Annotated in this window: 20 protein-coding genes; 7 read left to right on the forward strand and 13 right to left on the reverse strand. The window is 43.2% G+C overall.

The genetic code is table 11. The annotated features are described in order from the left end of the window. The first annotated feature begins 92 nt into the window (after positions 1-92). A complete protein-coding gene (locus WKF66_RS20100) occupies positions 93-1,094 on the forward strand; it encodes a glycosyltransferase (RefSeq protein WP_489676296.1) in 1,002 nt (333 codons plus the stop codon). Here the strand turns inward: WKF66_RS20100 and WKF66_RS20105 are convergent. From WKF66_RS20105 to WKF66_RS20115, 3 genes are read right to left on the reverse strand one after another with little or no spacing between them, the layout of a single operon-like run. Next, complete coding sequence (locus WKF66_RS20105) at positions 1,068-2,057, reverse strand: glycosyltransferase family 9 protein (RefSeq protein ID WP_489676297.1); 990 nt, start codon at positions 2,055-2,057, stop codon at positions 1,068-1,070. The genes WKF66_RS20100 and WKF66_RS20105 overlap by 27 nt on opposite strands. Next, positions 2,057-3,031, reverse strand: coding sequence for a glycosyltransferase family 2 protein (locus WKF66_RS20110; RefSeq protein WP_489676298.1), 975 nt, complete (start codon positions 3,029-3,031; stop codon positions 2,057-2,059). Before WKF66_RS20110 ends, WKF66_RS20105 begins: the two co-directional genes overlap by 1 nt. Then, complete coding sequence (locus WKF66_RS20115) at positions 2,970-4,733, reverse strand: carbamoyltransferase family protein (protein WP_489676299.1); 1,764 nt, start codon at positions 4,731-4,733, stop codon at positions 2,970-2,972. The genes WKF66_RS20110 and WKF66_RS20115 overlap by 62 nt, the downstream gene beginning before the upstream one ends. Positions 4,734-5,003: 270 nt before the next feature. On the opposite strand from WKF66_RS20115, the gene WKF66_RS20120 reads away from it, so the two are divergent. The 4 genes from WKF66_RS20120 to WKF66_RS20135 are packed head-to-tail and all read left to right on the forward strand — an operon-like array spanning position 5,004 to position 10,059. Then, positions 5,004-6,923: a glycosyltransferase gene (locus WKF66_RS20120; RefSeq protein ID WP_489676300.1), complete on the forward strand. Its 1,920-nt coding sequence runs from the start codon at positions 5,004-5,006 to the stop codon at positions 6,921-6,923. Beyond that, positions 6,910-7,506 (forward strand): D-glycero-alpha-D-manno-heptose-1,7-bisphosphate 7-phosphatase, encoded by a 597-nt coding sequence (locus tag WKF66_RS20125; RefSeq protein WP_489676301.1) that lies wholly within the window; start codon positions 6,910-6,912, stop codon positions 7,504-7,506. The genes WKF66_RS20120 and WKF66_RS20125 overlap by 14 nt, the downstream gene beginning before the upstream one ends. Next, a complete protein-coding gene (locus WKF66_RS20130; protein WP_489676302.1) occupies positions 7,478-8,965 on the forward strand; it encodes a PfkB family carbohydrate kinase in 1,488 nt (495 codons plus the stop codon). The genes WKF66_RS20125 and WKF66_RS20130 overlap by 29 nt, the downstream gene beginning before the upstream one ends. Beyond that, on the forward strand, positions 8,962-10,059 hold the full coding sequence (locus WKF66_RS20135) for a glycosyltransferase family 9 protein (RefSeq protein ID WP_489676303.1): 1,098 nt from the start codon (positions 8,962-8,964) through the stop codon (positions 10,057-10,059). The genes WKF66_RS20130 and WKF66_RS20135 overlap by 4 nt, the downstream gene beginning before the upstream one ends. Here WKF66_RS20135 and WKF66_RS20140 read toward each other — a convergent pair. The 5 genes from WKF66_RS20140 to WKF66_RS20160 all read right to left on the reverse strand — a co-directional run bounded on the left by WKF66_RS20140 (position 10,043) and on the right by WKF66_RS20160 (position 12,604). Then, positions 10,043-10,744 (reverse strand): DUF421 domain-containing protein, encoded by a 702-nt coding sequence (locus tag WKF66_RS20140; RefSeq protein ID WP_489676304.1) that lies wholly within the window; start codon positions 10,742-10,744, stop codon positions 10,043-10,045. The genes WKF66_RS20135 and WKF66_RS20140 overlap by 17 nt on opposite strands. Beyond that, positions 10,744-11,442, reverse strand: coding sequence for a DUF421 domain-containing protein (locus tag WKF66_RS20145; RefSeq protein WP_489676305.1), 699 nt, complete (start codon positions 11,440-11,442; stop codon positions 10,744-10,746). The genes WKF66_RS20140 and WKF66_RS20145 overlap by 1 nt, the downstream gene beginning before the upstream one ends. Then, positions 11,439-11,933: a BON domain-containing protein gene (locus tag WKF66_RS20150; RefSeq protein ID WP_489676306.1), complete on the reverse strand. Its 495-nt coding sequence runs from the start codon at positions 11,931-11,933 to the stop codon at positions 11,439-11,441. Before WKF66_RS20150 ends, WKF66_RS20145 begins: the two co-directional genes overlap by 4 nt. 121 nt (positions 11,934-12,054) lie before the next feature. Next, complete coding sequence (locus WKF66_RS20155) at positions 12,055-12,318, reverse strand: SemiSWEET family sugar transporter (RefSeq protein WP_489676307.1); 264 nt, start codon at positions 12,316-12,318, stop codon at positions 12,055-12,057. A 22-nt stretch (positions 12,319-12,340) separates the two neighbouring features. Continuing rightward, entirely contained in the window at positions 12,341-12,604 is a 264-nt protein-coding gene (locus tag WKF66_RS20160) for a hypothetical protein (RefSeq protein WP_489676308.1), read from the reverse strand. 360 nt (positions 12,605-12,964) lie between these two features. Here WKF66_RS20160 and WKF66_RS20165 point away from each other — a divergent pair, with 360 nt between their 5' ends. Both WKF66_RS20165 and WKF66_RS20170 read left to right on the forward strand, forming a co-directional pair. Continuing rightward, complete coding sequence (locus WKF66_RS20165) at positions 12,965-13,405, forward strand: Hsp20/alpha crystallin family protein (RefSeq protein WP_489676309.1); 441 nt, start codon at positions 12,965-12,967, stop codon at positions 13,403-13,405. A gap of 172 nt (positions 13,406-13,577) precedes the next feature. Then, positions 13,578-14,723, forward strand: coding sequence for a PAS domain-containing sensor histidine kinase (locus WKF66_RS20170; protein WP_489676310.1), 1,146 nt, complete (start codon positions 13,578-13,580; stop codon positions 14,721-14,723). A 55-nt stretch (positions 14,724-14,778) separates the two neighbouring features. Here WKF66_RS20170 and WKF66_RS20175 read toward each other — a convergent pair whose 3' ends face one another. From WKF66_RS20175 to WKF66_RS20195, 5 genes are all read right to left on the reverse strand, one after another. Continuing rightward, on the reverse strand, positions 14,779-16,710 hold the full coding sequence (locus WKF66_RS20175; protein ID WP_489676311.1) for a SusD/RagB family nutrient-binding outer membrane lipoprotein: 1,932 nt from the start codon (positions 16,708-16,710) through the stop codon (positions 14,779-14,781). An 8-nt stretch (positions 16,711-16,718) separates the two neighbouring features. Beyond that, entirely contained in the window at positions 16,719-19,829 is a 3,111-nt protein-coding gene (locus tag WKF66_RS20180; protein WP_489676312.1) for a SusC/RagA family TonB-linked outer membrane protein, read from the reverse strand. 55 nt (positions 19,830-19,884) lie between these two features. Further along, entirely contained in the window at positions 19,885-21,075 is a 1,191-nt protein-coding gene (locus tag WKF66_RS20185) for an ROK family transcriptional regulator (protein ID WP_489676313.1), read from the reverse strand. A gap of 164 nt (positions 21,076-21,239) precedes the next feature. Further along, a complete protein-coding gene (gene bglX, locus WKF66_RS20190; protein WP_489676314.1) occupies positions 21,240-23,531 on the reverse strand; it encodes a beta-glucosidase BglX in 2,292 nt (763 codons plus the stop codon). 41 nt (positions 23,532-23,572) lie between these two features. Beyond that, positions 23,573-24,229, reverse strand: a complete 657-nt coding sequence (locus WKF66_RS20195; protein WP_489676315.1) for a GDSL-type esterase/lipase family protein — start codon at positions 24,227-24,229, stop codon at positions 23,573-23,575. Positions 24,230-24,234 lie beyond the last annotated feature (5 nt).

Below are 24,234 nucleotides of genomic sequence, written 5' to 3' on the forward strand. Positions count from 1 at the left end.
TTTGTTCACAGGGGTAGAAAAGTACTTACTGGCCAGGGATAAATACCCATTGTGTAACTTCCTAAACCCGGCAGCCACATCTATTGTTAACAATGAAATCAAATACCTCAATGGCAATTTCTGAACGACGTTTGCGAATCTTCACCTGGCACATTCACGGCAGCTACCTGTTTTTTCTTTCGCAGGGCAACTATGACATTTTTATTCCAGTTAAGCCGCAAAAAACAGAGGGCTATTATGGAAGAGGCGAAACCTTCCCTTTTGGTCCAAATATCATTGAAGTAGATGCCCAGGAAGTTAGAAACCTTGAATTTGATTTGATCTTGTATCAGACAGATGAAAACTATTTGGTTGACCAATATGAGGTATTAAGTACCGCACAAAGGGAGTTACCTAAAGTCTATCTGGAACACGATCCACCTTGGGAACATCCAACCAATGCTAAACATCCGGTCACAGATCCAGATGTCAGTCTGGTGCATGTTACCCATTTTAATAAACTGATGTGGGACAATAACGGTCTTCGCAGTCAAGTGATAGAACATGGAGTAACGGACCCAGGGATGAAATATACCGGGGAACTTGACCGGGGAATTGTTGTCATTAACAATCTCCCTACCAGGGGCCGCCTGTTAGGTCTTGATATTTTTAATGAGGTTCGCAAATACATTCCGTTAGATCTAGTCGGAATGGGCGCAGAAGAATACGGTATGGAAGAGGTTCTTCATCCTAACCTGCCTGATTTTATTGGTCGGTACCGGTTCTTTTTCAATCCTATTCGCTACACCAGCCTTGGACTTGCTGTTTGTGAAGCCATGATGATAGGGCTGCCAATTATTGGATTGGCAACTACCGAGATGTCGGTAAAGATACAAAATGGCTATTCTGGATACGTCAGCACCAATATCGAGTTCTTAATAGACAAAATGAAGTCCTTACTCACCTCCCCTACTGAAGGGATGCAGCTTGGTGTAAACGCCCGGCACACCGCGCAAGATATGTTCTCTATCACCCGCTTTTCTAAGGAATGGGAAGCACTCTTTCATCAGGTAATTTCAGAAAACAAATTAAAGCAGGTTCGTAGTGCCTTCTAGCATTTCTTCGGCTTTGCTGAAAACTTTGCTAAAGTCCGGATCACGGGTCCAGTCTATCGTGTAATGAAGTTGCGTATTCATTGGACCCCATCTTTCTGGCTCACCATCCATACTGATTACCAGACTAGGCGTTTGCAACGCCGCAGCAACATGTGACACTCCCGTACAGTTGGAGAGTAGCAAATATGCTTCTTCAATCAATGCCCCAGCAGCTCCAAGACTGGTTCTCCCTGCTAAGTTTATTGCATCACATTCCATTTTGTCAATCACTTCGCTAACGATTGATGACTCAGAATCGGTGCCGGTGACAACCACTTTCAAGCCGGCCCGGACACACAAATCGCCAATTGCAGCAAAGTGGGCTGTAGGCCATTGCCGCCACGCTCCCCTCGACCCAGGATGGATACAAACGTATTTCTTCGACTCAATTGCGAGCTGAAGGTTTTTCAAAGAGAGATAGTCTGCAGGATATAATGGAAACTCTAATTGACCGCCTGCTACTGGAATGCCAAAATGTTCCATGAGCAATAAATGTCTGTTAACTTCGTGCCCAAAGTTCGGGTACCGCATAAACTCTTGGGACTCCTCATCCTGGTCCAGCGTATAGCCCAGTACTTGACCAGCATTCAGCCCCTTTAGCACATCATTAACAATGGTTCCATTGCCTTGCATTTGAATTATAAAGTCAAAGCCTGCTGTATTCATCACTTGTTCGAAGTTCAGAAACTGAGCAGCTACATACTCTTGTTCAGGTAGTCCGGGATATCCTGGGAAATGAATGAAGGCATCAAAATATTGTGGGAACCTGCTTACAAGCGACTCTGCCCATGGCAGACCGATCAAGGTTAATTCGGCGTCTGGGTATGCGGCCTTTAATAGCCGGATAGCCGGGATGGCGCAAAGCATGTCGCCAAGCTGCAGCGCTCTGAAGATGGCGATCTTTTTCTTATTAAATGATATCATTAGACATAGAAAACACGATACTTCACGGCACCATAAATCCGCCAATAGACGGAAAGATATGGAATGAGCAACGATGTAAAAATCATTTCAGCCACCTGGCTAAGTCCTTTATGTCTATTTTGCAACCGTTGATAGATCAGCTTCCCAAACAGGAAAACAAGCACAGTTGCCCATGCCCAACCAAAAATCTCCTTGCCACCAAAAAACAAATTGTGCAGCAGCAGGCCAGTTGCCAGAAGAATTAGATAGTACCCTAGAATAGGAACATGTAGGTTACTTTTAAATAAGCCGGGGTATTTACTATAGAGCAGGGCATCAAATCGCCCTTTGTTCTGTTCAAACAGACTAACTCCCCACCGGGCCGACCTCACTGGATGTACCACAACAGCAGATTCTAGTTTTACTATGTTGATCTCGTTTTCTAAAAACTTAAAATGAAGGTCGCTGTCCTCACGCCAGGCAGCTCGGAAGGATTCGTCAAATCCTCCTGTTTTCTTAAGGGCTGCTTTAGTACAGGCACAGTTTGCAGTAATAAAGCTAGCGGTTTCAAGATTGGCAGTGTTAAGGGCAAAATCGGTAACCAATTCGGGCATTGGAACAACTGTTTTACCTGAAAAGGCAATTAAATGCTCCCCATTATAGTTGCTAACTATTTCGCTCAACCAATTGCTCTTCGGCAGACAATCGTCGTCGGTAAAAGCTACGAGTGGCGCAAGAGCCTGAAGCCATCCCAGATTTCGCGCAGAGGCTGGTCCACCTTTCTTCCTGGTAGATAAAAAACGAAGCTTGAAATTACATTGTGCCGCATATTGTACGACAGCAGTTTCCGTTGCTTCGTCCCGGCCATCGCTCACAACAATCACTTCATAAGCGTCTTTTGATAAAGTTTGATCGTTTAAACAAGTCAAACATTTACGCAAAAGCTCCTTCCGATTGTAAGTTGGAATAACTACTGTTATGAGTTCCTTTATCATTTTTCTCAATTATGTACGAGCCAATTACTAACGCATCAAACGGGGAAGTCCAGAAGCAGGCAATGGCATCTCTGGGACTGCATACCACCGGCTTTCCTAGGGTGTTAAACGAAGTATTGACCAATATCGGCACGCCGGTTATCTTCTTGAAAGCTTTCAATAGCGCATAATACTGAGGGTGCTGAAATTCATTCACAGTTTGAATCCGTGCTGTACCATCAACATGCTTTACCGCCGGAATCTGACTAGCCTTTTCAGCAACCACATCATAAATGAAAAGCATAAAGGGAGACTTTTCTGCATTCACAAACCACTCGGCTGCATCTTCTTCAAGTACCACAGGGGCCACAGGACGAAAGTCTTCCCTATCTTTGACATCATTTAGACGGGTTTGCATCTCCGGGGAAATAGGTGAAGCGAGAATTGACCTGCTTCCCAATGCTCTTGGCCCGTATTCCATTCTACCTTGGAACCATCCTATGATCTTGTCTTCGGCTAACAGCTCTGCAGTTTCAGTTGCCACATCATCCATTTTTCTATAAGGGATCTTCGACCATTTTATAAACTTTTCGATTTCCTGATCTGAATATTCTGGTCCCCAATACGCATGGTCCATGACGAAATCCTTCCCAGAAGGTTTACGCTGTTCTGTGTCTACAAACATGGCGGCCCCAAGTGCCGTACCAGAGTCGCCAGAGGAAGGCTGCACCCAAATATTTTTAAAGCCTGATTTATCCCTGACTCTGGCATTACACACGCAGTTTAGTGCTACGCCACCCGCCATACAGAGGTTTTGCTGATTCGTTTCTTTTTGTAACCAACGGGACAGGTCTACCACCGTCTCTTCCAGTACAAGTTGAAGGGAATGCGCGATATTAAAATGATGCGCCGTAAATTCTTCTGACCTCAATCGCGCCGGCCCAAATCTACCTTCGAGATTCTCATTCGAAATGGTATAAAGGCCTTTTTCTCCCCTAACTATGATCTCTCTGAAATCAGCTACAAACTCTGGTTTCCCGTAGGACGCTAATGCCATCACCTTATATTCGTCCGAGGAATGTAAAAAGCCCAGATGGCTGGTAATCCTTTCATATAACAGACCCAGCGAAGTAGGCATGTTTACCTGACCAATTCTGGTCATACTATTATTTTTACCTATGCCATAGGTCGTTGAGGCAAGTTCACCCCTCCCGTCCAACGTCATGATGGCCGCGTCGCTGAAAGGCGATGGGAAATATGCACTGGCTGCATGTGCAATATGGTGCTCTACAAAATGCCATTCCCAATCTTTAGTGGAAGATCCATAGAATCTTTGTTGCAAATGGTGTGGATATCCATCTACCAGCTGCGCCGGTGCATTCAGTATAGCCGAAAGAAACAGGCTATCCCAAGTCGCAGTCTGCTGATCCGCCGAAGGGTAAAATGGAATTTCCACTGTTGAGTTTCTATCTGATGATGCCACCAGCAAGCTGGGGTCAAAAGAATAGGCAATGTGATCAACGTCAGAAAGATGTATTCCAGCAACGCTAAGACAGTAATCTATAGCATGAAAAGGAAGTTCATAAGTGGAAAAGGGAATGGGTCGTTTTCCATGCTTGATAAGGGTAAAACGCTCATCCTCTGCGGCTGCAAGGAGAACACCATCTTTAATTATACAGGCTGCCGAATCATGGAAGACTGCATTAATACCAAGTATGTACATAAAATGTATGGGGCTTTTCGCAGTAAACCCTTGAAAACAAGCTTTTGATTTCAAAACAATCAAAACAAGTACTTCGCTCAATTCCACCGTATTTGCCCGGACCGTTCTATCCCGCTTAGAAGAGCTAATTTCATGGAAATTGGCATCCTTTGGCTTTTTTCCGTTCTAAAAAAACAGTGTCCTATCACGTACTATATACCCTAAAACACGTATTTTCCAGTAGAACAAATGAAGCGCTTCTCTGGTTTTCTAGGCCGTAACCACATAAGAATGAATAAAAGGATAGCATTTATAAGTGATCACGCCTCTCCTCTCGCCGTTTTGGGCTCTATTGATAGCGGTGGTCAAAATGTTTATGTTGCCGAACTGGCTAAACGACTTGCGGAGACTGGTTTACTAGTGGATGTCTATACGCGTAAGGATTCCGAATCATTACATCATGTGGTTGATTATGCGCCAGGGGTTAGAATCATTAATATCCAGGCAGGACCTGAAAAGCACATCGCAAAGGAATTTCTTTTAGAGTTTATGGGAGATTTCTGCAATCATATGCTCAAGTTTATTGAGAGTCAGGAACTAACGTATGACTTGATACATGCTAACTTCTTTATGTCAGGCCTTGTTGCCATGCAATTAAAAGCTAAACTGAACATTCCCTTTGTAATCACTTTTCACGCATTGGGCAAGGTTCGGAAGTTACATCAAAAAGAAGCAGATAAATTTCCTGAAGAAAGAGGGGCTATAGAGTCGGATATTGCCAGGACAGCAGAGCGGATCATTGCGGAATGTCCACAAGATCGTGACGATTTAATTGAACATTATCAGGTAGACCCAGATAAAATCACCATTATACCCTGTGGATACAATCCTGATCAGTTTTACCCGGTTGACAAAGCGCAATGCAGAGAGCGACTCGGTCTGCAGCCTAACGATAAAATTATTTTACAACTTGGCAGGATGGTTCCAAGAAAGGGAGTTGATAACGTAATTGAAGCTTTTGCTAAAGTTTGTAAGGAGATTCCTAACGCTAAACTACTGATTGTTGGTGGGGAGTATATCGCCGCTGGTGACGCTGAACAAGATGAGCTTGCAGAATTAAAGAAGCTGGCGGCCACCTTGAATGTTTCAGACCGAACTACATTTGTTGGTCAGAAAGACCGGGATGTATTGCGATACTACTATAATGCAGCTGATGTGTTCGTGACTACGCCATGGTACGAACCGTTTGGTATTACCCCACTGGAGGCTATGGCTTGCGGCACGCCAGTGATCGGATCAGATGTAGGAGGAATTAAATATTCCGTACAACCAGGAATAACGGGATTATTGGTCCCGCCTAAACGTTCTGACGCTTTAGCAGAGAAAATTATAAGTCTTATTCAAGATGAAAAACGCTGCAATCAAATGAGTAAAAATGCGATAGCGCATGCGGCAAATCATTTTACCTGGAGGGGGATTGCTTCAAAAATGGCAGACCTTTATCAGGATTGCTTTTTAAATAGGGATTTGGACAGTTCCTCGATCATCAGCCAAGCATTCAGAGAAGCGTCTGAAATCTCATTGCGTTCAGAGAAAGAGTTGTCTGGTGTTATCGCCAGGGCAGCTGATGTGATCAGTTATGCGCTTAAAAAGGGTTCTAAGATATTAGTATGTGGTAACGGCGGAAGTGCCGCTGAAAGTCAGCACCTCGTGGCCGAGTTAGTTGGCCGCTTTGAAATCCCGGAAAGACCCGGACTTCCGGCCCTATCTTTAAATTCTGATACTGTGATTTTAACGGCATGGGCGAACGACTTTGGCTTTGACCAGGTATTTGCAAGGCAGGTACAAGCCTATGGTAAACCAGGCGACGTGCTCATTTCGTTTAGTACCAGCGGCAACTCTGAGAACATTATCAATGCGATTTCCGCGGCAAAAGACGCTGGAATCAGCTGTATCAATTTACTAGGAAAAGATGGGGGTGAGGCTGCAGGTACAGGGCTGATCGACATCATCGTACCCTCCAAGAGTACGCAGCGCATACAAGAGGTACATCTGCAGCTGGTACACTTGCTTTGTACCCTGGTAGAAATAAAATTGTTTAAAACCCGGCCGAGCGCTACGTTCGAAGCCAAGGTTGCACCTTTAAGACAAGTCAGGCAGTCAGAAACGGAGCTTCCAGTCCCTATAGCAAAGTACTATGGAAACTCATAAAGCAGTATTTCTTGACAAAGATGGCACCCTTATACCAGACATCCCCTATAACGTTGATCACCACTTAATCACAATAAGTGATGATGCGGTGGATGGGCTCAGGCAATTGCAGGGCGCCGGTTATAAGTTAATTGTAGTTACTAACCAGTCTGGAGTGGCCAAAGGCTTGTTCAGAGAATGTGATTTGATTTCCGTGCATCGGAAAATCATGTCTTTGCTGCGAATTAATGGAATCATCTTAGATGGCTTTTATTATTGTCCGCATGACAGTAACGGAAAAGTTGAGCGCTATAGGATGGCCTGCGACTGCCGTAAACCGGAACCCGGAATGCTTAAAAGAGCCGCTTTAGATTACCAGCTTAACCTTGAGGAAAGCTGGATGATCGGAGATATTTTAAACGATGTTGAAGCCGGAAACCGGGCCGGTTGCAGATCAATACTTGTTGATAATAATAACGAAACAGAATGGCTGGAAGGGCCCTTCAGAACGCCACATTACACTACCCAGACGATAAATGAGGCATGTGACCTCATATTAGCTACAGATAAAAAACATGAAGCAAGACTTTCCAAGGTTAATTAAAAAGTTTGAAGCCAAAACTATATTAGTGATCGGCGATATGATCGCAGATACTTATTTATATGGCGAATGTACACGGATTGCGCCGGAGGCCAGCATTCCTGTAATTGACCTATCAGACAAAAGGACTTGTTTAGGTGGTGCGGCAAACACGGCAGCCAACTTATCTGCTATGGGCGCTAAGGTACTATTGGCTGGACTAACCGGTGCAGATGCAGGTAGGGAACAGCTAGTTGAGCTATTGAAGGATTTTAAAATAGAGGAGAAATATATTGTTGCCTGTAAGGATAGATTCACATTGGTTAAAACTCGGGTTAGCTCAGCAAGCGGCACAATAGTTCGTTTTGATGAAGGCTCTACCGGAACGGTATCGGGAGCAAACTTGTCAAAACTGCTAAATAAAATCACGCTGGCACACCACATTTGTGACGCTGTTGTGATTGCGGATTATGGAAAGGGAGTAGTTACAGATGAGGTGATCACCTTGCTTAATACCTTACAGGAGGACAATCGAAAGTTTTTAGCCATTGATTCCAAGAACCTTGAAAAGTTTGCTGTTTTGAGACCCGACTTCGTAAAACCCAATTACAAGGAGTTCCTCGAATTAATGAAGTACCCAACCAGTGCAGACAGGTTAAATCAGATTAAAACCTATGGGGGGGACATCTGCAGAAAAACAAATGCAAATATTACTGCAGTCAGCCTTGATAAGGATGGCGCTGCCTTTTTACAAGACGGAAAGCTGATCTGCAAAGCAGCCGGTGTTCCGCTACAATCACCAAGCGTTAGCGGCGGCGGGGACACTTTTGTGAGCGGTGCAGTCTTATCACTACTATGTGGCGCACCGGCTCAGATGGCACTCGAAGTGGCAATGTCGTCAGCGCTTATCGCAATTCAAAAGAGCCATACTGCAACCTGCGATAAAGCTGAACTGCTTCACCTGTACCAGCATAAGCAGAAATTGCTAAGTGTTGGCCTTGAAGAACTCTGCGACTATTATCGGGCACAAAACAAAAGGATCGTATTTACGAATGGATGCTTTGACGTGCTTCATAGCGGTCACGTTCGTTATTTAAAGGGTTCTAAAAAGCGGGGAGACGTGCTGATCGTTGGTTTGAATAACGATGACAGCATCAGACGTCTAAAAGGCCTTTCCAGGCCTATTAACACGTTAAACAACCGCATCGCAGTTTTAAGTGAGTTAAGTTGCATAGATCACATTGTAAGCTACGGCCAACCTGCAGATGATACTCCAATTGAACTTATACGGCGGATCAAGCCTGATGTATTCGTTAAAGGCGCAGATTATAAGAACAAGTTTATGCCAGAGCTTGCCCTATTGAAAACGCTTAAAACTAAGGTCGTGCTGCTTCCATTAGTGGCCAATCAGTCCACTACAACGATCATCTCAAAAATCAGGTCTTCAGAGCCGGCAGTAGAAAACAAACCATATGTGCAATGACGGAATGGGCGGCCTGTAAAAAGATACTTTGTGTAAGGGCGGATAACATGGGTGATGTACTCATGTCCTCGCCTGCACTACGAGCCTTAAAGGAAACGTTCAACCCTTCTATTACGCTACTGACTTCAAGTAAAGGAGCTCCAATTGCTCAGATGGTGCCTTATGTGGACGAAGTGATTACTGCAGATTTACCATGGGTTCAAACTGACACTTCTTACGGAGGCAGAAGTATGTTAACCCTTATCGACCAGGTCAGGGAGGGTCATTTTGACGGTTGTATCATCTTTACGGTTTATAGTCAGAGCGCTTTGCCAGCAGCAATGTTAGCTTCGCTTTGTGAGATACCTCTAGTGCTTGCTTATTGTCGGGAAAACCCTTACCAACTCCTTTCCAACTGGGTAATTGATAAGGAACCGTATAACGTCATTACCCATCAGGTAGCGCGTGATTTAGCACTGGTTAACGAAATAGGTGCGCGAACCAGCGATGAGACTTTGGCAATAACAGACCTTGTTAAAAGTTCAGTAGTAAGCGACAAGCTTAGTACAATAACCGGATTGCGGTTCGATGAATACCTTATCCTCCATCCTGGTGTATCTGAAGAAAAAAGAAGGTACCCACTGGAATTATGGATTAAAGCAGGCACTGAAATTATGAAGACTTTTAGTCTACCTTTGTTATTATCGGGTAATCTGGAAGAGCGACCCCTATGTGAAGAAATCGCGAGAGGGATTGGCGAGGGCGCCTTTGTGGTTGCTGGAGAACTCTCCTTAGCGGAAATGGTGGCTCTGGTCAGACACGCAAGATGTTTATTAAGTGTAAACACGGGGATCGTTCACATTGCGTCCGCAGTTGCCACTCCTACAGTCGTACTTTACGCGAGAACAAATCCTCAACACAAACCTTGGAAAAATAGATATGTCTGTTTGGAATTTAGTATAAATGAACGGTTGAAGAGTCGCAACCAGGTCATTAACTTTGTTAACCAGAGCATTTATTCAGAATGGGTTCCTTACCCTTCCTCCTTGGCAATAGTATCCGCCGTAGAGTCCCTTTTAAGCGAGAAGGGTGATGATATTATTCTAGCAAAGTAACTGCAGAGACCCAGTCTTTATGCTGACAATTACCACAAACTTTCTCTTTAGCGGCAACAGGACCAGGGTCTTGATACCCGCAATAGCCGCAGATCTCCTGATCAACAGACTGATGCATGTCGGAAGACATATCCACATCCCATTCTGGTAACACCGACAAACCCGGTTTAGGGTTTTCAGCGGCAAGTATACTAAAGGATCCTCCCGCTTCAAAATACAAGCGCTTTACCTCGCCTAAATTACTGATGCTTTCAGACCGCAGCTGTGAAAAAACACGGTCTCTACTCACCCGGGTAGACATCATAGCCTTAGTATCCAAAACACCATCTTTGACCAACATGTTATATTTGTCTTGTGTGAAGGATTCAAACTTCTTGTTGGTTGACGCTTTTTTTGCTATTAAAATCTGGAAGGTAATGATTACTGCGGCAATGACTACCGCAGGTAACAATCCGCGGTCAGGGCTCATAAGCGGCACACCAATCGCAGCAGCAAGGGACGTAACAGCGGCCATCTCATTTCTCCCAAGCTGCGTAGACATCCTTTTGCCCATGAGCCGCAGGGAAACCATCAGGATCAAATAGATAAATGCGACCCTAAATATTACTTCCAGATAAAAGTGATAGGGAACGTCTCCAATTAATATCCGGTGGATATCGCTGAATTTAATTTCGAATTCTTTCATTACTTCTTAGCGATTACTGCGGGTGTCCATTCATTTGCTGTACAGATACTACAAGCATTATTAATTTCATTTATTCCGGGAGCAGGGTTACCGCAGTGGCTACACACCATGACGTCTTTGATTACGGACAAATCTGAACCGCCTGCCTCATCTGCAGGCGGGAGCAGTGAGAGGCCGGGTCGGGCTTCGGGATACTTGAATATTGAAAATAAACCGTCAGCTTCAATGTAAACGCGCCGAACCTCACCCAGGTTGAATATCTTTTCAGCTCTTAGAACAGCTGCCATCTGCTCACGCGACATTTTCATTTCCAGCAATTCGGCTGCCATCATCACGCCATTCTTTACCATTAACCGCTCCCTTCCCTGAAGTAAACGTTCAAATTTTTGACTTTTAAGACCGAAGTAGTTGACCCCGCGCTGAAAGAAGAGCGCACAGATCAACACCACAAATCCTTGTGCCAGTCCCTTATCCGGTACCTGCATGGGAATAGAGATGATTGCTCCCAAAGTAAGCATAACCGCCAATTCGGAAATTGTCAACTGACCACCCATCCTTTTACCCAGCAATCTCAAGATCACCAGCAGGAACAGATAGATGATTATAGTTCGTACTAATACTTCTACTAAAAACAGCTCCGGCGCTGTGCCTAACAATATACGGTGCCAATCCAGCCAATGTATCTCTTCTTTTTTCATAATGTTAAGGCATTCGTGTTTAGACGGAGAGTAATTACATTGGGATGCACTTTCTTCATTACAGGCAGTAGTTTTTGCAGTTCAGAATTTCCAATATCGCCAAGAAGTGTTATGGAGGTATCTGATACCGACGAAATCACCGTCGGATACTTTGATAATATGCTATCCGCTTGCTGTTTCATCGCCAAACTAGATCCCAGTCTTACAGGAGCGATCGTTAAATAATCTTCCACACTGTCAATCACATGTATCGTACTGAGCTTTTGTTTGACCAACGCTATTGACTTCGGCGTCGGACAGGTCCCAACCAGCTTCACTGTTGCATCCTTAACGTAAAATTGGACACCTGCAAAATTTACGTCGTCTTTCGCTTTAATTGTGATGTCCGCTTTGATCTCCTGATCCTTCGCTTGCCCACTGCAGCTCTCCATTAAGAGAATGACAAGGCACAACCCGAAGACAGCTTTCCAGCTGCTTAATATACTATTCATAATTAGATGGCTATTATAGTTTACTAACAGGGATTACAGAATGCAGTTTAGGGTGATTTAAAATCAGGTATTTGGCGGGTATTTCAGGTACTTTACCACCCGCAATCGAGATCCTTGAGGCTTAGTTATTCCCACGAAACCTGAACTTTAGAATCAACATTACAATATTCAAGGCTAAGGAAAGGAAATTCGTGCTGATGATCGCAATATCAGACTTACTGAAGCCGTAGTAGATCCAAAGCGCATTTCCACTCATCATTACAATGAACATAAATAAAGAAACGTCCCCTGCTTTCTTCTTCTTAAGTGTAGTAACGATTTGAGGAATTATGGAGGACGAAGTAAGAATCCCCGCCACTATCCCTAAGATGTCTATGAATTCCATTTGAGTGTTTTTCAGTTAAAATTTAAATCTGTGCTGTTGCTTTTCCCTTGTGGTCCCAGTGGTCTTTTACGGTTTTCCCTTCAGCATCGAAAACAAGTCGCCTTGCGTACCGCTCCCCTTGGATCCGTCCTGCCTCGTCCTTTACTCCCATAAATAACAGGATGGGTCTTCCCTGCTCATCAGTTTTAAAGGCCAGGTCGTATCGCTTAAACTGAACTTCAACCATTGACGAAGGTTCGTAGATCTTATTAAGTATCTTTAATACGGGTTCTTTTAATGCGCTCATAGATTGGACATTGTAGTCTAAACTTTTCAGTTAACAACTTTGATCGCAAATGGTTCAAGATTTGAAACTTTAGCTTATTGGACTTAATTTCAATAGGTTAATAGACTTTAAATGTATTTTCCTATTGATGCTTATCCCTGTTCAAGTTCGTTGAAGTAGCTACGAACTTTTGACAATAAATCTGAATTTTTGACATTGCAACTGAAATCTTTGCAGAAGACCTGTAAATTTTGCAGTCAGTCTCGGCTTTTTTAGCGTTGGCATTCCAGTTGCTATACCTTAAGCGAACAGACGTTCAGATAAAAAGTTTAATTAACTAATAAGTTTAAATCATTAACTAAAATTAAGGAGGACAGACCTATGACACTGGTTAAATTTAATTCCGAAACCAAAAGAAATGGCAACTTGCCAACAATTAACAATGTCTTTGATTCCATTTTCAATGACACGTTTTTTACTGACCGCATGGTAAGCAGAGTACCAGCAGCTAATATCAGTGAAACCGAAAATCACTATCATGTTGAACTCGCTGCTCCAGGCTTGAAGAAAGACGACTTTAAGTTAAAACTCGAGCGCGACTTATTGAGTGTTTCAGTTGAACACACTTTACAGGATTCGTCTGAGGATCGCAGCTATAGCAAACGTGAATTCAGCTACAGTTCGTTTATTCGCGGCTTTACCCTACCGGAAAGCGCCAACCCGGAAGCGATTACCGCTAGATATGAAAATGGCGTATTATGCATTGACATAGCTAAGCGCGAAGAAGCTAAAATGGTAAGTCGCCAGATTGAGATAAAATAATCTAGGTTTCAATTCAACATAAGAGCCGCCTGGAATCCAGGCGGCTCTTATGTTTACTGCGCTGACCAGCATTTAATAAGGGATACGTCACAAAGCTGAGACCAGCTAAAAATAAATCAAGAAGATAAGTATTAATCCATATCTTTCTCGCCTACAACTATTAGTATTATTAATGAAGAAAATCGAGAAGGGTAATGATAATGATGCTAATTCAATAGTTAAACAAATCAGAGCTGATGACCATTACTATAGGTCTATCATTGAAAACAACTCATTTTATGTGATAAAAACTGACCTTGAAGGGAAGTACACCTATATGAATCCGTTTTTCTGCCAGAAATTCGGCTTAGAGCCGGCTGAATTGTTAGGTACACCGTCACTCGATCTGATTATTGAAGAGGATCACCAGGCGTGTATTGACACGGTTCAACAATGTTTCATTAACCCTGGTCAATCACATTGGGTGATCTTGAGAAAACCTCACTCTACTGGAATTCTATCTACTCAGTGGGAGTTTAGAACGGTTCCGGACGAATCTGGAAATTCTTTCGAACTGCTTTGTATAGGACACAATATCACATCACTGATCATGCGACAGCAGGAGCTGCAAACCTTGGTGAACGTTACTGCAGATCAGAATAAAAAGTTAATCAACTTTACCTACATCATCTCACATAATATCCGTTCTCATGTCGCGAACATCATTGGCATCATTGACCTTAACGATGATGGCAACGAGCAGGAGAAGGACATGAGTTGGGACATCATTAAAAAAAGCGTAAGTGGTCTTGATGCAACAATCCGTAATTTAAGCGATGTTATAAACATCCAGACCAATACCAACTTACTGATCAAAAAGATTTATGTGAAAGATGAAATTATCAGGATCATAGATAGCATTAGGATACTATTTGATAAGGCTAATGCCAAAATTAGCTACCATTTCGAGGAGTCGATATTTCTCCAGACTAACCCAGCCTATCTGGAAAGCATTGTGCTTAATTTGTTGACCAATGCGTTAAAATATAAGTCGCCCCACAGAGCTCTGGAAGTAGACCTTAATGTAATCGAGCAAGATGGCTATAATATTCTCATTTTCAAAGACAATGGTGTTGGTATTAACCTGGAAACCAACGGCGAAGAGATCTTTGGAATGTATAAAACATTCCATGGAAATGCAGATGCAAAGGGCCTGGGACTTTTTATAATTAAAAACCAGATTGAAGCGCTCGGAGGCATGATAGAAGTAGAAAGCACGCTAAATGAATCCACAACCTTCAAAGTGTTTTTCCCGGTCGACAAGTCAATTAATGCATAAAATATAAAGGCCGCCTCAATTACTTGAGGCGGCCTTTTAAATAGGATACTAGCTGTTATTGTTTCTTAGCCCACCATAATGGGGTAAGAACTTCGTCTGGCCCACCTAATGCAGCAACTGCCTGACTGTAACCTGCACCATTAGAGTTCTTCAAACTTGCAGGATACCTTAAGCGCTGAGGGAAAAACTTCAAACTGCTGGTCATGTAGGTAGCAGTAGTCAGCGCCGGTAGATTTGGTAAAGGATTTTCTATGGCCGGGTTCTCAAAGAACGGTAAGCCCAATCTTCTTTGATCATTCCAGGCCTCCAACGGCAACCATGGTGTTTGCGCAATGAATTTTTGCGTGATAATTTTAGTCAAGAGATCGTTTTTAACAGTACCGCTCTTGTAAAGGTCATTCTTTGGATACAGAACGGTAGTCGTACCGGCTGCATTGGTATAGCCGTCAACATAGTTCATGGTACGACTTGCAGGAGGCTCTGTGGTATGGTCCCAACTAACAGATGTACCAACACGGTTATAAGCTGTTGAAGCAAGGTATTGTCCAGCTCTTCCCTCTTCACCCCAATAGGCTAAACTCGAAGTAACACCAGCGTTGTATGCCGCTTTAGCAGACATGGGAACCGTCCAACCCCGCAAGGAAGCTTCGGCCAACAGGAAGTAAGTTTCCCAAGGCGCAAAGAAAATACGGCTGCTCGCACTGGTTCTGAATTGGTTAGCCAGGCGCGGCATAGTACCTTCAAAAGCACGTACTTGATTCCTTGTACCTTTAACACCCCAATCACCTGTGTTTGAGGCATTATAAGTAAATTTAGCATCAATTACTTTTACAGTTGCACCGGCATCATTAACCAGGTTTCTAACCGTATTTCTGGCATTATCCGTAGAATATGAGTTGAAATTCGGATTAGTGAAATCACCTGGAATAATAAACGTTTTGTAAGCACGTGGATCTATGGTATTAGGTAGACCGTCAAACCAGTAACCTGCAGAAGGGTTGTTTGTTCTAGATGTAAAATGCTCATCCAACTTAAGGCCCATGTAGTTTGCTGGTTTAATGTAACTGTGATAACTTGTCGCCAACTGATCTTTTGTTTCGATACCGCCTAATCCTAAGTAGAGATTGTACAACGTCGCTGAAATGAACTGTGCATTCCACTCCCGGCTCATAACGCCGGTCAAGGCATTCCAACCACCTAACTCTCTCACCTGGAAGGTTTCTGCCATTGTAGTTATGTACTGACCACCTGCAGCTGCATCCTGAAATTCAGTTTGTGCTTTGCTGGCATCAACTTCAGAAAGACGCATAGCTAACCGCATTCTTAATGAATTTGCATACTTTCTCCACTTGGTATAGTCATTTTGATAAGCAGGATCCAGCTTTTTCAACGATTCTGTAGTAGCTAGATTAACATCCAACTTCGCGCTTGCATCTTTCAACTCCTCCAAAAGGTAGTAGTATACATCTTTGACTTCGTTGAAACTTGGGTTCTGTACCTGGAAAGCCACCACTGGAATCGGACCAAAGTTGTCAGACATTTCACTCATCAGGTAAGCACGCCAAATGCGGGAAACCTGAATCAGGTTATTAGTGTACGCTTTAGTATTTCCAGCAGTAGTTTGCTCATTAGCGATCTGGATACCCGTGTTTACGGAGTTAAGCCAGCCGGCTACCTGATTGTAGTAAGCGTTAGACCATTCATCATTATAGGTACCAGAAGAGATACCACCGTTACTGTGCTGGTGACCTGCAGTTTTCCAATAGAGCACAAATGCCCGTTCAGCAACGTCAGGATTCATCTGCGCTTCAGTAATGGAGTTGTTCAGGAAGTATTCAATCTGGACCTGTTCACCGTTCGCCACTAAAGGGTTCACGTTGGTGTCTTCAAATTTTTTGCAGGAGGCGAACATTAAGGTTGCTGCCAGTAGCATCGATGAGTTTCTTACAAAGTTTTTCATCATGATATCTTTTAAATTGTTTTTCATGTTTAGTATTAAAAGCCAATTGTCAGGTTAAACAGATAGGTTCTTGTAGTTGGAGAACTTAAACTTTCAAAGCCTGTAGCATTGGTTGCAGTATTATATACGGATTCCGGATCGATTCCGTTCATGTCTCCTGAAATTAACCACACATTATTTACAGTAAAGCCTAATTTAGCACGCTGAACAGGTGATTTTGCCAATAGGCTTTTTGGTAATGAATAGCTTAACTGCACATTTCTCAAACGTATGTTCGTAGCATCATAGATGTTTTCTTCTGAAATACCAAGATTTCCGAAACTATGCACCTGTGCCCAATACAACTGAGGACTCACCGCCGTAGTATTCACTTCATAACCAGTAGCAACCTGACGCACCCCTGGCACTACAAACGCCTCACGTTGCCCGTTTGGCGCCGTGATTGCTGCAGTTCCATTCTCTTGCATGATCGCATTTGATGCAGAGAATATTTGTCCACCGAAACGCGCATCTACCAGGAACGACAAGCCGATCCCTTTATAAGCGAAAGAGTTGGTCACACCCAGTAAGCCTGTGGCCTGCTGATTACCTAACCTCACACCTTGTTGACCAAGACGAGGGAATCCATTTGCATCTAAGATCAATTGTCCATTATAAGGACTGGATGAATCTTCCACACGCAAGTACTTGCTACCATAGATCTCACCATATTTCTTTCCAGTTTCTGCATAGATCTGTACATTGTCGTATCCACCTAAACCGTAAAGGGTAATTCCATCTGTAATTGCATTCACCGTGTTAATGTTGGCGGAGTAATTCGCAGAGAGATTCCAGTTTAAACCTTTTTCACTGGTTAATATTCCTGCGTTGACCGTAGCTTCAAATCCTTTATTTTCAATATCACCAGCGTTAATCTTACGACTGCTGTATCCGCTTAACGGATCCAACGGAATGTCGATTAGCTGACGCGTAGCATTTGACTTATAATAGGCAACATCAAATCCAAGGCGGCTGTCAAAGAAACGCATCTCTGCTCCTACTTCGAATGACTTAATTAACTCACTTCTAACTGTAGGATCAAAATAAATTCTTCCTCTACTCGCAGTAGTTCCTCCATTCGGATCCTTTCCTACATTGTAAGCATTGTACAATTGATACGCCGGAAGGTCGTTACCCACCTGAGCATAAGATGCGCGCACCTTACCAAAGCTCATCCATGCAGGCAACGTTCCTCCATTTTTAACGATCATTTCTGAGAACACCAATGACGTACTTACTGAAGGATAGAAATAAGATCTGTTCTCTCTGCTCAATGAAGAAGACCAGTCATTTCTCATTGTTCCTTCTAAGAAGAAGTATTGATCATAGTTTGCCTGTATTGATCCGTAAACAGAATTAATCTTTTTTCGGTCACCTTGCTGATCAACTGTTGGGGCGTTAACGCCGTTGTTTATTGCAAAGAAATTCGGCACGTTGAACTCACCAGAGCTTGCAGACAAATAATCCATACGCTGTGACATTAGGTTTCCACCTAACGTTGCTGCACCACCTACCTTGCCGAACAGATTGTCCTTTGTGGCCGTAAACAACGTACTATAATTGGTTTCTGTAAAAGTTCTTTTGCCTTCGCTATAACGTCCATTTCTAACGATAGGACTTCCTGCGTAAGTCAGGTTCTCGTAATTCGTGGTATAGATATCAGCTCCTCCACGTATTTCAGCGTTTAACCAGCTGTTAAATTGGTATTTCAAAGATCCACTCATTAAAAAGCGGTCCCTGTCATCTTGGTTGCGGTTATATTCCTGGTTCCAGTAAGGGTTGATCTGACTGCTTGAACCATACCATAGCATATTGCCTTGATCATTAGTAGCGGCACTAAAATCCCGTATGTCCAAAGAGCGAGGCATAGTATATAGTGTACCGAAAGAATTTTCTGTTCTATTACCTCCAATTGGACGATTGTTTGCTTTTGTGTTACTGTATTGAACCTTCGTGTCAGTAGTCCAACGGTCATCGGCACCAAACTTTGTAACGCCTCTAGCAGTTAAGTTATTACGCGTTAGCTTAGCACCTGGAATTATACTCGCATCATCAGAACGGTTATAAGAAGTATAAACCGAAGTAGATTTGAATTGCCTTTGAAACGAAATACTCTGATTTAATGAAGTACCACGGTTAAAGTAGTTTTGAACATTGTCGTACGCTGCTAATGGGCTGGAAACACCATTCCATTTCGGCAAACTTTGTCCTTCAATACGCGGCCCCCAACTTGTACCATCGAGCGCTGCAAAGACACCATTAGATCCTTGTCCAAATTCATTTTGCATGTCTGGACCAGTAAATATGGTTTCGATACCTACAGAAGTCGAGAAATTAATCCCCAGACCGGCTTGAGCGGTACCCGACTTTGTAGTAATTAAGATGACACCATTACCTGCACGGGAGCCATAAAGTGCCGCAGCTGTTGGACCTTTAAGTACAGAAACGTTTTCTATATCTTCCGGATTTATATCAGCAAGACCATTACCGTAATCAGGGTTAGGATTATTGAAATCATTGTTGTCTGCACCTGTGAAATTACTTACCGGAACACCATCAACTACTACAAGAGGCTGATTGTTACCAGTTAGTGAATTGTTTCCACGTAACGTGATTCGGGAAGATCCCATTGGACCGTTACTTGACCTTGTCACCTGTAGACCAGCTACTTTGCCTGAAAGCGTGTTCACCAGATTGGGTTCCCTTGCTTCGACGAGTGTCTGTCCTTTCACTTCCTGAACGGAATATCCGAGTGACTTCTTTTCTCTTCTGATTCCTAAGGCAGTAACGACTACTTCTCCAAGCGTATTTGCATCGTCTTGTAAAACGATATTGATTGTTGCCGCCTCACCAATGGTGGCTTCTTTGACAGCGAGGCCTACATAGGTAAATGTGAGGATAGCGCCTGGTGCGGCCGTAATGGTATATTTACCGTTAACATCCGTTAAGGTGCCATTTTTTGTACCCCTCTCGATCACGCTCACCCCCGGAATGGGCAAGCCTGAGTTGTCTGTTACAGTACCTGTAACTGCTTTTTGTGCAGAAGCCGACATTGCCAGGAGGGTAAATAGCAATACGCTTAAACACTTTAAATAGATCTGTTTCATTTTTTGGGATTGAAGTTAGAAATTGGTTGTTATATATATTGGTTGTTCTTATTCGCTACTTAAATTCACAATTGTCCATTACGAGGATCGCCGCTCCCAACAGTTCAGATTCAGATGCAATCTTAGATACCTTGATCTCTGTATATTCTGCAATCCTTGGGATGCAGAATTCATTGATCGCCTGATTTATTGGAGCCATGATGATTTTTTCTGCTCTTGCACCACGACCACTTAGTATAATTAGCTTCGGATTCATGATATGAATCAGGGTCGACAATCCTTTTCCGATAAGGAATGCAGCCTCAGATAATACATTTACTGCTAGCGGATCTCCCGCGTTAGCAGCATCAAGAAGATGGTCTCCAGGAAGCTTCGATTCATCCTCGAACAGTCTTTCCATACTTGAATTTACTCCAGCGGCCATCTCTGCCCGGGCACGTTCTACCTGTACCAATAAAGAGGTGTCCACTTCAAGACAACCCCTTTTACCACAGGAACATAATTTATTACTTTGCGATAATGGGATGTGACTAAACTCTCCGGCAAGGCCACTGTGACCTCTAAAAAGCTTTCCATTTACAATCATGCCTAAGCCGATGCCCCAGCCGATGTTAACCACCATCACTTCCTTTTCGCCTTTCCCTTGTCCAAACTTTAGCTCTGCGAGTGCAATCAAACTGGAGTCATTGTCGATAAATACCGGCAAGCCGATCTCCTTTTGGAGGTAAGCTTTTAGATTTTGCCCATCCGGAAGCTTGAAAAAACTGTGGTTGATGCCATTAACTGCATCAATAAAGCCGGGCATACCTATACCGACTCCAAGGAGGTGATCAGGAGAGATTCCGGAACGTTGTATGTGGCCGACGATAAATGGAACTAGTTTTTGAATTGCAGCCTTGTCTTCTGCTAGCTTTAGCGACATCACTTCAACAGGATGCTGTGGATAATTTAGCATATCGTATATAGCGATCTGGGCAACCATTTGATCGAGGGCCACAGCTACTATATATCGTTTTTTATCTTGATTTAATAAGAAGCCAATTGCCCGGCGTCCTCCCGTAGAGGGAGCTAAGCCATGCTCAACTACATAACCATCAGCTACAAGATCGCTGATTGCTGATGTGATAAGGGGCACACTCTTGCCACTCAAAGCACTTAATTCCGTAAGCGTGAGCATTTTGTGAACGTACAAATGACGTAACACTTCCTTTTTTAAAAGTTTATATTTTTTACTGGATGCAGTCAATGTATAACCGGTTAGCGGTTCAAACTTAACGATTATTTAGGATAAATAGAGATACTTAGTAATTTTTTCTTTAAGATAGGTAGGTCTTAATGATAATATGTATTTGTGTTTGGTGGTAAGGGCGTGCATCAATCACCCACTTGCACCCAAACCAAAACTCGATACTACTGTAGCTTGAAATCTACAGCATTCGTATCTCTTGAGTTAGGCCCTATAAATGCCTTAAAGTCTCCCGGTTCAGTTACAAACTTCAGATCCATATTGTAAAACTTCAATTCTTGCTCTGTTATCGGAAAATCGACACTAGTGCTTTCTCCAGGCTTCAAATGTATTTTCTTAAATCCCTTCAGTTCTTTCACCGGCCGGGTGCTCGAAGCCACCAAATCGCGGATGTAGAGTTGAACAGTCTCCATACCTTCGTATTTACCAGTATTCGTCACCGTAATACTCGCTATTACCTTGCCGCCTTTTTTCAATAAAGGACTACTGATCTTCATATTGCTGTAAGCGAAGGTCGTATAGCTTAACCCAAAACCAAAGGGATAAAGCGGATCATTACTTACATCTAAATAATTCGCTTTGAATCGAGTGAACCAGGGATCACTGCCCAGTGGGCGACCAGTAGTTTTATGGCTATAGTAAATCGGTACCTGACCCACATTTTGCGGAAAAGTTGCAGGCAGTTTTCCCGAGGGGTTAACCGTTCCAAAAAGGACATCAGCGATTGCTCTTGGAGCTTCAGTCCCACCAAACCATACATTTAATATTGCGGGGACGTTCTCACTTTCCCATTTTATCGCTAATGGCCTGCCTGCAAATAAAACCAGGACTACGGGTTTCCCTGTTTTAAGCAGCGCTGCCAACAGCCTTTTTTGCGTTTCCGGAATCTCAATGTTGGTTCTACTGCTGCTTTCACCAGACATCTCCGATGCTTCTCCTAAGGCAGCTACCACGACATCCGATTGTTTAGCTATCGCAACTGCTTCTGCTATGATTTCACCTTCCGGCCGGTTGTCCCTTGGAATATCCCTTCCATGCGCCGTACCCCAGGTCTGCTGCTGAGCATCTGCGATTAAGTTAGAGCCAACTGCATGCAGAATTTTAACACCTGGTCCGGCAACGTCTGTTAATCCTTCAAGAAAAGTAGAAACTACATTCATATCCGCATTTACACTCCAGGTTCCAGGCATATTGGTTCTGGTATTCGCCAACGGGCCGATCAAGGCAATCTTACCCGACTTTTTCAAGGGCAAAATGTTGCCTTCGTTCTTTAAAAGCACGAACGATTCAGTCGCCGCTTTTCTTGCAAACGCCCGATTCGCAGGAGTCAGGATCTCATTCTTTGCACGTTCTTCATTGCAATACCGGTATGGATCTTCAAATAACCCCAACTTATACTTCGCCTCCAAAATCAATCTGCAAGCATTGTTTATTTCTTGAAGGGTTACTTTACCTTCTTGATATGACTTTTTCAAGGTTGTTAAAAATCCTTCGCTTACCATGTCCATCTCCACACCCGCTTTCAATGACAATGCGGAAACCGTTTTAAGATCTCCCAAACCATGGTTTGTCAATTCACTAACCCCGGTATAATCTGATACCACAAAGCCCTTAAAGCCCCATTGTTTGCGTAAAACATCAGTCATCAACCATTTATTTGCAGTAGCAGGGGTTCCATTGATGTCATTGAATGATGCCATCACACTTCCTGCACCCGCAGCTAAGGCGGCTTTATAAGGCGGCAAATATTCATTATACATCCGCTGAAGGCTCATATCAGTCGTATTGTAATCCAACCCTGCCTCTGCTGCACCGTATAAGGCAAAATGTTTAACACACGCCATGATGGTGTTCGCTAACTTCAAATCATTACCTTGGTATCCTTCCACCATCGCTTTTGCAATTGCAGAGCCTAAGAATGGATCTTCACCACTTCCTTCAGAAATGCGTCCCCAACGCGGATCACGGGAAATGTCAACCATAGGAGAAAATGTCCAGTTTATCCCGTCCGCGCTTGCCTCCACAGCTGCGATCCGGGCACTTTGCTTAATAAGATCCAAATCCCAGGTAGCGGCAAGTCCTAATGGAATAGGGAAATTTGTTTTATAACCATGGATGACATCCTGTCCAAATATGATCGGGATTTTTAGTCTGGTATTGTTGACTGCCAGTTCCTGTGTTTTTCTGATTTTTGCAGGAGTAGTCATAGAGAAAATACCGCCAACCTGGCCTTTTTTAATCTTACTCTCTACATCCGTGCTTACCGCCGCACCAGTTGTCGCTTCGCCCCCTGTAACCAGATTTAATTGCCCGATCTTTTCGTCAATCGTCATCTTAGTCATTAACGCAGAGATAAATGTATTCATCTTTTGACTTTCGCTAAGCGCTTTCTTTTGCTGTCCGTATGCAAATGCCACGGTATTCACTAAAAATATAAACAGGAAAAACCTTTTCATTGCTATTGGTTGTAAGTATCGTTATTAGAGTGAACTAACTATTATTTCAATAAATGGGGAGTGATTTCCTTGATCCATATCTCGTATCCCGCAGGCTGCATGTGAAGCATATCCTTTAAAAAGAGTTCGGGTCTAAGTTTGCCATCTGCCGTTTTCATCTTACTGTTCACATCTATATATTTTGTGTTTCTGTAATTGAGCAGATATTCTTTAATGAGTCGGTTTGCGTGGACAGTGGCATCGCTAAATTTAGCGCGGGATGGGCTTTCTTTAATTGATATAAACACAATGTTAGCCTCAGGTAGTCTGTTTCTAATATTTGAAAAGAAAGTGGCCAGTCTATTTAAAGTCTCAATAGCCGAAGTTCCCTCTGCGATATCATTTTCGCCACTGTAAATTACAACCTGCCTGGGTTTATACGGAAATACCAGTTCATTGATGTACATATTGGCCTGTTGTAGGTTGGAACCACCAAAACCCCGGTTGATCGCTTTGTACGATTGATAAAAAGACTCCAGGTTTTTCCACATCCGAAGGGAAGAGCTTCCAACAAATACGATACCTCCGGCTGCAGGCATCTTTGTACTGTCCTGTTTCTTGAAATCCTGGATTTCATTCCAGAAAGGTTTGTTTTGTGCTAAAGCACCGGTTGTTGTAAAGACAATTAAACCGAGGACAATAGTTCTAAATAGCTTCATGATCA

Origin of the sequence: Pedobacter sp. (genome assembly GCF_037719805.1) — a bacterium.
Classification (GTDB): Bacteria; Bacteroidota; Bacteroidia; order Sphingobacteriales; family Sphingobacteriaceae; genus Pedobacter.